Origin of the sequence: Psychrobacillus sp. (assembly GCF_032154225.1) — a bacterium.
Taxonomy (GTDB): domain Bacteria; phylum Bacillota; class Bacilli; order Bacillales_A; family Planococcaceae; genus Psychrobacillus.
The window spans coordinates 323,840-332,821 of the sequence record NZ_JALDYF010000003.1 but is presented as its reverse complement, the minus strand read 5'-3'; the positions used below and the strand labels follow the sequence as shown (position 1 = coordinate 332,821).

Below are 8,982 nucleotides of genomic sequence, written 5' to 3'. Positions count from 1 at the left end.
TGGACTGAACGAAGTGAAGGAAGCGGCTGAAGCCGTGCCCGCGGTAAGCGTCCGCTTCTGTAGCGTAAATCTTTGCTGAAACTCACTAAGACGCATTTTATGTAAAATACGAATGAGGAGGTAAAGCAAATTAAACTCAGTATTTTAGTAAAAAAGGGTGTTTGTTTTTAACTATTAGTACAAAATTTCAAGAAACAGGGTAATCAACAGACGTGTTGTAATATATTTGTAATCAAAACGTAAAACAAAAATTCGAATACTCATGGTAATGTTATTTACATCAAGAGTTACGAAACGGTAAAAATAAGTAACAGAGGTGTAAGATGAAAAGACTGATTATTCAAACATTAACAATTGTATTTCTTATCTTTCCATTACCTTTTATGTTAGCAGACAAAGCTAGTGCAGCGAGCTCAGATGAAATCGGGGCGTATGCATTAGAATTCTATGGTACTCCTTATAAATTTGGAGGTACTTCTCCAGCAGGATTCGATTGTTCAGGATATATCCGATATGTGTTCGATAAGTTTGATATTAATTTGCCAAGAACATCAGCAGATCAATATGAAGTAGGACAGGCAGTAGCAAAAGATAAATTACAACCAGGAGATTTAGTGTTCTTTTCTAATACATATAAAAAAGGCATTTCTCACACAGGGGTTTATCTAGGAAACGGTGAATTTATTTCAGCAAAAAGTCGTGGAGTTTTAAAAGCAAACTTACATACAGATCCATACTGGGCACCTAAATATACAGGAGCTAAACGTGTATCTGACGTTACTGTAGCAAATTCAGAAAAATAAAAATGTCCTATTATTTAAACACAATTGTCTAGTAGAATAGATGATTGTGTTTTTTGGTTTCTCCATAAATTTTTCATATTTATTTGCTACACTATTCAAGGTGTTATCTGTAAAAAAATATAGGAGTGACCAAATGTCTGGGAAACCAAAGAGAAATAGAAAAAAGAAAAGAAGTTTATTAGTAATTTTGCTGTACATCATGATCTCTCTATTTACCATTTGGTTGCTTATGGTTTTAACGTTGCCATTTTTTTATTCGCCTGAAAAGGATAAAGAAAATGCACGAACGGATAAAATAAATTCTTCGGAATTAAAGAAAAGCCCTTCTAACTTAGGAGAAATTAAAGATGAGGTCAGTGAAAAGAAGGATGATAAAACTAGTCACGGCTTATCTGCTGGGGATGAACTCCTGCCAACTATGGAAAACCTCTTTCAAGAAAGAGAGCTTACGATAAAAAATATAGACGCTGTTTTTGAAAATATGAAGTCACCAAAAGAAATTCAAACCTCTCATTCTACTTTTGGTAAAGAGGTTGTGTATATTTACAGTACTCATAGCAGAGAAGCCTTCTTACCCTATTTAAAAGATGTAGATGCACCAGAGGAAGCTTATCACTCAAAAGTAAATATCACTTTAGTAGGTAAAATGCTTGGTAGGGCATTGGAGCAAAGGGGAGTAGGAACGATGGTAGATTCTACTGACATCGTTCAAGTATTAGATTCTAAAGGTCTAGACTTTACTAGTTCTTATCAGGTTTCGGGTGAGCAAGTACAATCTGCACGTAGTGAGAATAATGAATTAGAGTTTTTCTTAGATATTCATCGTGATTCATTGCGAAAAGATACTACAACTGTTGAAATGAATGGATCCAATTATGCTAACTTGTTATTTGTTGTTGGTACCGGACATAAAGACTTTGAAAAGAATCTCGCATTTGCAGAAAATCTACAAACAGCGCTGGATGCGCGATATCCAGCACTGTCAAAAGGAATCATCCAAAAGGACAGTAGCCAAGGGAATGGAATTTACAATCAAGATATTTCCCCTAACGCTATTATTGTAGAAATAGGTGGAGTAGATAATACCGCAGAAGAGTTTCACCGATCTACGGAAGCCCTTGCAGATGTTTTTAGTGATTATTATTGGCATAAAGAAGAATAATATTTTGCATCTTGAATGAACCTATTCAAGCTGTATTTTTTTGTATTGAGATGAAAAGTCCATAAATTTTTCATATTTATTTGCTACACTGCAAATGTATTTAATAATTATACAAAGGAGCTAATTACGATGAAATCAAAAATATGGGTTTTTATTTTAATCATAAGTGCAGTTATTATCGGAGGATGCGGTGCAAATAATTCAGGTAAAGAGATGGATCATTCTAAAATGAATCATGAAGGCACGGAGATGGAAGAAGGAACTAAAAATGAGATGGAAAATGGCCATATGAGCCACAATGAACCTTTAGCTTTAAATAATTCGACAGGTGAAAATGAGCTTGCTATTCCTCCAATTCTTGAACAGACGGATGAGGAGGGTATTGTATATGAGTTAAATGCACAAGAAGGAAAAACAGAAATTTTTGATGGCTATGAAACAAACACGTATGGATACAACGGTTCGTTTTTAGGTCCAGTTATTCGCGTAAACCGCGGAGAAACAGTAAAAATTAGAACAAATAATGAGTTGGCGGATGGCACGACATTTCATTGGCATGGATTAGAAATATCCGGAGAAGGCGATGGAGGGCCGCACCAAATTTTAAAACCTGGTGACTCAAAAACAATAGAGTTTAAAGTGAATCAAGAAGCCTCTACTCTATGGTTCCACCCTCATCCGGAAGGGAAAACTTCCGAACAAGTATACAAAGGTTTAGCTGGGCTCCTTTTTATCGAGGATGAAAACTCTAAAAAACTAGGTTTACCAAGTGATTACGGAGTGAATGATATGCCGTTGATTTTTCAAGATAGAAAGTTCGATGATCAGAAGCAATTAAATTATGAGAAAGTTAAAAACGAAGATGGGACAATTGGGGATACTTTATTGATTAATGGAACAGTAAATCCGAACCTTTCTGTGAATAAGGAAAAGGTACGATTACGTATTTTGAATGGATCGAATGCACGTAATTACACACTCAAATTGAATACTGGCGACACTTTTACACAAATAGCGACGGATGGAGGGTTTTTAAATAATCCTGTTACTATGAATGAAGTGACGTTAACCCCTTCTGAACGTGCAGAAATCATCGTTGATTTTTCCCAGTATAATGCTTCTGATGATGTAGCAATCGTAAACGAGGACGGCGTGACTTTATTGCCATTTAGGATCAATGATGAAAACGGTGATTTGAAAAATATGCCAGTCGATATGAATGATTTTGCTGTAACTGAGGAAGAAAAGAACTTGCCGGTATCTAAAAAACTAGAGCTTGCTGGTATGGGTAAAGCTGTAACAATCAACGGTAAAAAATTCGATATGGATCGAATCGATTTAACGCAGAAGTTAGGTGTAACGGAAGTGTGGGAAGTTCATAATAAGACTGATATGATGGGCGGGATGATTCATCCATTTCATATTCATGGGACACAGTTTAAAATTATTTCGATTGATGGAGCAGAACCTCCCGAAAATGAGCGAGGATGGAAAGATACAGTTTCTATACAACCAGGGACAACGATAAAATTAGCTGTAACGTTTAATAACAAAGGTATTTATATGTTCCACTGTCATGTTTTAGAGCATGAAGATAACGGAATGATGGGGCAAGTGAAGGTGGAGTAGGTAACGTCCCTGTGACGCATGCAACTCAGGGGACGAAAAAACAAAGACTTGACCTTTAGTCGGTCTCATACTATAATTCCGTATATTATATAAATAGTAAATGGGCGTTGAAAAGAACAATATTAAGCCGGTCTCCCTGTTAATAGAGAATCAGTGGTTGGTGCAAACTGATACAAAGACATAGGTGAATTTCATTCTTGGAGCTTTTTTTATACTGCATTATGAAGCGAGTAGTATAAAACGGATGAAACCGTTATTTGAACAAGTGGGAAACAAATATTGTTTCCAATTAGGGTGGTACCGCGTGTAAAGTCACGTCCCTATCGTTATCGATAGAGACATGGCTTTTTTTGTTCTTTATTTTATTTCGTAGAGGACATAATAAAAATAGATTGGATTGAATCGTGTGCAAAAAACAGAGCAATGGTCATCGAAGATTGGTTTTATTTTATCAGCAGCAGGCTCCGCTATAGGGGTAGGAGCAATATGGAAGCTTCCTTATGTTACTGGTATTAGTGGAGGAGGCGCATTCTTCCTACTGTTTATTGCATTTTCCTTGTTTATAGGTTTTCCGTTGTTATTAGCTGAGTTCGTTATTGGTAGAAGTACGCAAAAAGAAGCGATTAGTGCTTATCGTAGTTTAGCTCCTAATACTAATTGGCATTGGATTGGAAAGCTAGGGGTATTTACTTGTTTTCTTTTATTGTCTTTTTATAGTGTCATTGGTGGTTGGATTGTTATTTATTTTGCTAAAGGTATGTTTGGCGGGATTATTAGCGAAGGAGCAGATTATGGATCTGTCTTTAACGCAACGATTGGAAATCCTCTCTTAGTTATTGGAGCGCAACTAGGGTTTTTAGTTATTACGGTTTTAGTTGTAGCGAAAGGGATTCAAAATGGAATTGAAAAAGTAAGTAAAATTTTGATGCCTGCATTATTTATCCTATTTCTAGTTTTAATTATTCGTTCACTTACTCTTGATAATGCGATGGAAGGTGTGAAATTCTTTTTAGCACCTGATTTCTCGAATATTACCTCTCAGAGTGTTTTATTTGCGATGGGACAAGCCTTTTTCTCTTTAAGTGTCGGAGTATCGGTAATGGTTACGTATAGTTCTTATCTTTCTAAGAAAGAAAGTTTAATACAACCGGCTATTTCTATTGTTTCGTTGAATTTATTAATTGCTTTATTAGCAGGATTAGCAATTTTCCCAGCTGTGTTTTCACTTGGGTTAGAGCCGGCGGAAGGACCTGGTTTGTTATTCGTTGTATTACCAGCCGTGTTTGATCAAATTATTTTTGGTGAAGCATTCTTATTAGGGTTCTTAGCTTTGTTTTTATTTGCGACATTAACTTCAGCTTTTTCAATGCTAGAAATAATTGTAGCGGCTATTGTGAAAGGGAACGAAGAGAAAAGAACAAAGTATGCATTTATAATCGGGGCACTAATTTTCGCAGTAGGTGTTCCTTCCGCATTATCTTATAGTGTTTTAGATGATGTTTTAATTTTCTCGAAAAATATTTTCGATTCTGCTGATTACTTAGTAAGTAATATTTTAATGCCGTTGGGCGTATTTTTAATTTCTATTTTCGTTTCACATAAGATAAAGAAAAGTACGCTTCGAGAAGAAATATTACGACATTCTCGTTTAGGTGCTACTGCATTTAATATATGGTTCTTTATAATGAAGTACGTGATTCCTTTTGTAATTTTTATCGTGTTTATAGATATAACGGGAATTTTAGATAAAGTAGTAGCACTTTTTAAATAGAAAAAAAGAGAAAGCTCCTTTCATCGGATTATTACCCGATAAAAGGAGCTTTCTTAGGCTCTTATCTAATAACCTAGTATTTCTGATTTTCATCATACAAAAATAAAAAAACATAATTTTAAGCCAAATAAAAGATTAAACTGTCTAATATACATAGGCACTAAAAGATAGAGAGGGTGACTCCAAATAATTAAATTGGTGAAAAAAGCACAACAAGGCAACGACAAAGCTTTTTTAAAACTGCTTCAGCAATACGAAGCAGATATATATCGAATAGCTTTTATGTATGTCAAAAACGAAAATGATGCATCAGACATTGTACAAGAAGTAGCGTACCGTTCCTTTAAAAATATCAAAACATTAAAGAATCCGGAGTACTTCAAAACTTGGTTGATCAAAATTACCATTACATCCGCAATTGATTATCTACAAAAATCGAAAAAAGTGGTTCCATTACGACCCGAGTTTGAGGAATTTATCGGCTCATATGATGAAGATATTTCACTTTCATTAACAATCCAAGATTTACTCAATACATTGGATGACGATGAAAAAAGTATTGTGCTACTAAAATTCTACAACGACAATACTTTCAAAGAAATCGCACAACTGCTAGAAATCCCGTTAGGAACGGCAAAGTCTATTTTATATCGTGCCTTGGAAAAATTACGTGAACAAACTAAGGAGGCTGGGATTTATGGACAATAAAATTAAGAAAGAGATCAACAAAATAGACGTTCCAAAAAATCTGCACGAGCGATCCATACTAGGTGTGAAAAAAGCAAAAGCGGAACTACCGAAAAGAAAATCCAAAAATCCTCTCTTAGCCGTAGCTGTGGTTACAATAATAGGATTCGGCATTCTGCTCACACCTGTGGGACAGGCAGCGATTAATGGGATATTTGAAGTGAAAAAACTTGAAAAGGATACGCCTAATGAAGGGACCTCCTACGGTTATTTTTGGGAAGCGGTAGCAGGATCAGATGTTGTACCATATGATTCTTTAGAGGATTTGGAAAATTCCTATCCATTTCATATTCCTTTTCCAAGCGATTTACTGTTGAAAGAGGAAGGTTCTAAAGCAATAAATTATGGTGCAAGAATTGATGAAGATGGTAAATTCCTATCTTATCAGTATACCCTTATGACGGTAGATAAAATGTACGATGTTATGGCTACTAATATTGAGAGTACGCTACCTGCATTCGAGGCAACAACAGAAGATGGAACTGCTATTGAAAAAGAGGTCTTCATTAACGGCAAGGCCGCAACATTATTAGGAATTAAGGAAATGAATAGTTGTTCCATTTATTTCGAAAATGACCAATGGCAAATAGTCATCAGCTCTTTCGTTCTACAAAATCATGAAGAACAGTCATTCGACCTTATAGAAAAAGAAATGATACAAATTGCAGAAAGCATTCAGTGGTAATAGAAAAGCCGCATCTAATTGAACTTAGATGCGGCTTAATCTATTTAGTACTCTAAACTTTGAATCGATTAACTGCTAAGCTTAATTCCTCGCTCAGTTCTGTTAATGTTTCAGCTGCACTTGTTACAGATTGGATAGCACGAAGCTGTTCGTCTGTTGAAGCACTAACTTCTTCACAAGCAGCTGCTGTTTCTTCAGAAGTAGCAGCCATCGTTTGAATCGTTTCTGATACATCGTCTTTATGCAATGCGACTTTTTGAATTTCTACATAAACTGCGTCGATTGAATCTTGCATATTGCCCATTAATGTTGAAATTTCTCCAAATGTAGTTTCCGTGTTGTTGACAACTACTCCTTGACGTTGGAAGTTTTCACGTGTGTCATTCATTTGTTGTGTAACTAGTCTAGATTCTTCTTGTAGTTCTTGAACAGTCACTTTTACTTCTTCTGTCGAGCGCGCGGATTGTTCTGCTAATTTGCGAACCTCGTCTGCAACGACTGCGAATCCTTTTCCGTGCTCGCCTGCACGTGCAGCTTCGATACTAGCATTTAATGCAAGAAGATTGGTTTGTGATGAAATTTGAGTGATCGTTTCCATCACTCCGCCGATTGCTTTTACCTTGCTTTCGAGCGTGCTAATTACATCCGACATAGAGTGTAAGTTTGTTTCCCAATCACCGAATGATTGCTTTAATTGTTGCATTTGACCTTGTCCATTTGTATTCATTTCACCGGCTTTAGTTGCGATATCGGACATGATACCTGCTTTAGCTGTAATTTCATTAATTTGATGACCAAGAAGGTTAGCGCGTTCTGTAACAGTTTCTGCATCCTCTGCAGATTTCGATGCACCTTGTGCAATTTCAGTAACGGCATATGAAACTTGTTCACTCGATGCACTTGTTTCTTCTGCAACTGCACTCAAGCTTTCAGAGCTCGCACGAACATTTGATGCTGATTCGTTAACGACAGTAATGATCGCGTTCATATTATCAATCATCGTATTGAAATTGTTACCAAGTTCACCAATTTCATCGCTTGTCTTAATGTCGGAGCGAACAGTTAAATCACCTTGTGATACAGAATCCATTAGTGATTTTAACGTACCGATGGGCTTAATTGTTTTGCTTATGATGAAGTACAATGAAGTAAAAATAATAAGCAATGTAATAAGCGCAACAACTATCATTGAAACACGCAAATCATTTGCAACAGCATTAATATTTTTCTCTTCATAAATAGCAGAAATTTTCCAACCTAGATCAGGTAGTGTCGTGTGTACATTGACGTAGTCAACGCCTTCGTAGCTATAAAAGGAAATGTCTTTTTCGTTTCCTTCATTATACATTGCTTTGATGAAAGGCATTTCCATAAAGTTTTCGCCATTGCTGAATGGATGAGCAATTACGGTACCATCTGTATCAAGTACCATTGGGAAACCTTCATAACCTACATCACTTGCTTCAATTTCTTCTGCTAAAGCTGTAAGTTCCATATCAAGCGCAAGAACAGCTACAACTCTACCATTTGATACAACTGCTTTAGAAACAGCGATAACTAGTTCACCAGTTGCAGAATCTGTATAAGGTTTAGACCATTGAACCGTATCTGGATTTGCAAGTGCATTTTGATACCATTCACGTATTGTTGGATCGAAATTCGCACCAAGGTCAGCTTGTGGCATGATTACTACTTCTTTTGAAGGAAGAGTTATATAAATAGAAGTTGTTTCTTTGTAGTTGTTTAGGAAGTTTTTGAATTCTTCTTCAAGGACAGAAGAGTTTTTTGTTAAAGGGTCTGTACCAGGAGTAGCAAATTCTTTTACGGTTGCATTAGTAGACATTTGTTCAATAGCATTACCGTATTGACCAAGAAAATTTTGAATGGCAAGGCTAATTTCATTCATAAGTGCTGCACTGGATTCAGTTGCACTTTTTTGAGTTGTACTTTTTACCTGTGTATTACTTGTTACTGTCATAGCGATTATTCCGATAGAAAACAGAATCATAACAGTTAAGATGATTTTTGTTTTTACTGATTTGAACATATATATATGGCACCTTCCCTTTCAGTCTTTTAAAATAGTTAGACTAAATGACTATCGACTAATTATAGGATAAGTTTAGGTCTAAATGATTATTATAATAATTGAGAATAGATAAAAAATAACTAGATTTGACCAATT

General features: G+C 35.7%; 7 protein-coding genes and 1 other annotated feature. Of the genes, 6 read left to right on the top strand and 1 reads right to left on the bottom strand.

Features of this window, described 5'->3' with window-relative positions:
• The first annotated feature begins 323 nt into the window (after window positions 1-323).
• The 6 genes from RUH95_RS07390 to RUH95_RS07365 all read left to right on the top strand — a co-directional run bounded on the left by RUH95_RS07390 (window position 324) and on the right by RUH95_RS07365 (window position 6,797).
• Window positions 324-803 (top strand): C40 family peptidase, encoded by a 480-nt coding sequence (locus RUH95_RS07390; RefSeq protein WP_313892198.1) that lies wholly within the window; start codon window positions 324-326, stop codon window positions 801-803.
• Window positions 804-843: 40 nt separating this feature from the next.
• Entirely contained in the window at window positions 844-1,965 is a 1,122-nt protein-coding gene (locus tag RUH95_RS07385; protein WP_313892197.1) for a stage II sporulation protein P, read from the top strand.
• A 129-nt stretch (window positions 1,966-2,094) separates the two neighbouring features.
• Complete coding sequence (locus RUH95_RS07380; protein ID WP_313892196.1) at window positions 2,095-3,594, top strand: multicopper oxidase family protein; 1,500 nt, start codon at window positions 2,095-2,097, stop codon at window positions 3,592-3,594.
• A 98-nt stretch (window positions 3,595-3,692) separates the two neighbouring features.
• Window positions 3,693-3,919, top strand: a binding site (T-box leader).
• 81 nt (window positions 3,920-4,000) lie between these two features.
• Complete coding sequence (locus tag RUH95_RS07375; protein ID WP_313892195.1) at window positions 4,001-5,365, top strand: sodium-dependent transporter; 1,365 nt, start codon at window positions 4,001-4,003, stop codon at window positions 5,363-5,365.
• Between the two features lie 198 nt (window positions 5,366-5,563).
• Window positions 5,564-6,073 (top strand): sigma-70 family RNA polymerase sigma factor, encoded by a 510-nt coding sequence (locus RUH95_RS07370; protein ID WP_313892194.1) that lies wholly within the window; start codon window positions 5,564-5,566, stop codon window positions 6,071-6,073.
• On the top strand, window positions 6,063-6,797 hold the full coding sequence (locus tag RUH95_RS07365) for a hypothetical protein (RefSeq protein ID WP_313892193.1): 735 nt from the start codon (window positions 6,063-6,065) through the stop codon (window positions 6,795-6,797). The genes RUH95_RS07370 and RUH95_RS07365 overlap by 11 nt, the downstream gene beginning before the upstream one ends.
• A gap of 52 nt (window positions 6,798-6,849) precedes the next feature.
• Here RUH95_RS07365 and RUH95_RS07360 read toward each other — a convergent pair whose 3' ends face one another.
• Window positions 6,850-8,844, bottom strand: a complete 1,995-nt coding sequence (locus tag RUH95_RS07360; RefSeq protein WP_313892192.1) for a methyl-accepting chemotaxis protein — start codon at window positions 8,842-8,844, stop codon at window positions 6,850-6,852.
• Window positions 8,845-8,982 lie beyond the last annotated feature (138 nt).

Excerpts from the sequence above, each read along its gene's own strand:
- RUH95_RS07390 (WP_313892198.1), top strand. The coding sequence starts at position 324 with ATGAAAAGACTGATTATTCAAACATTAACAATTGTATTTCTTATCTTT.
- RUH95_RS07385 (WP_313892197.1), top strand. The coding sequence starts at position 844 with ATGATTGTGTTTTTTGGTTTCTCCATAAATTTTTCATATTTATTTGCT.
- RUH95_RS07380 (WP_313892196.1), top strand. The coding sequence starts at position 2,095 with ATGAAATCAAAAATATGGGTTTTTATTTTAATCATAAGTGCAGTTATT.
- RUH95_RS07365 (WP_313892193.1), top strand. The coding sequence starts at position 6,063 with ATGGACAATAAAATTAAGAAAGAGATCAACAAAATAGACGTTCCAAAA.
- RUH95_RS07360 (WP_313892192.1), bottom strand. The coding sequence starts at position 8,844 with ATGTTCAAATCAGTAAAAACAAAAATCATCTTAACTGTTATGATTCTG.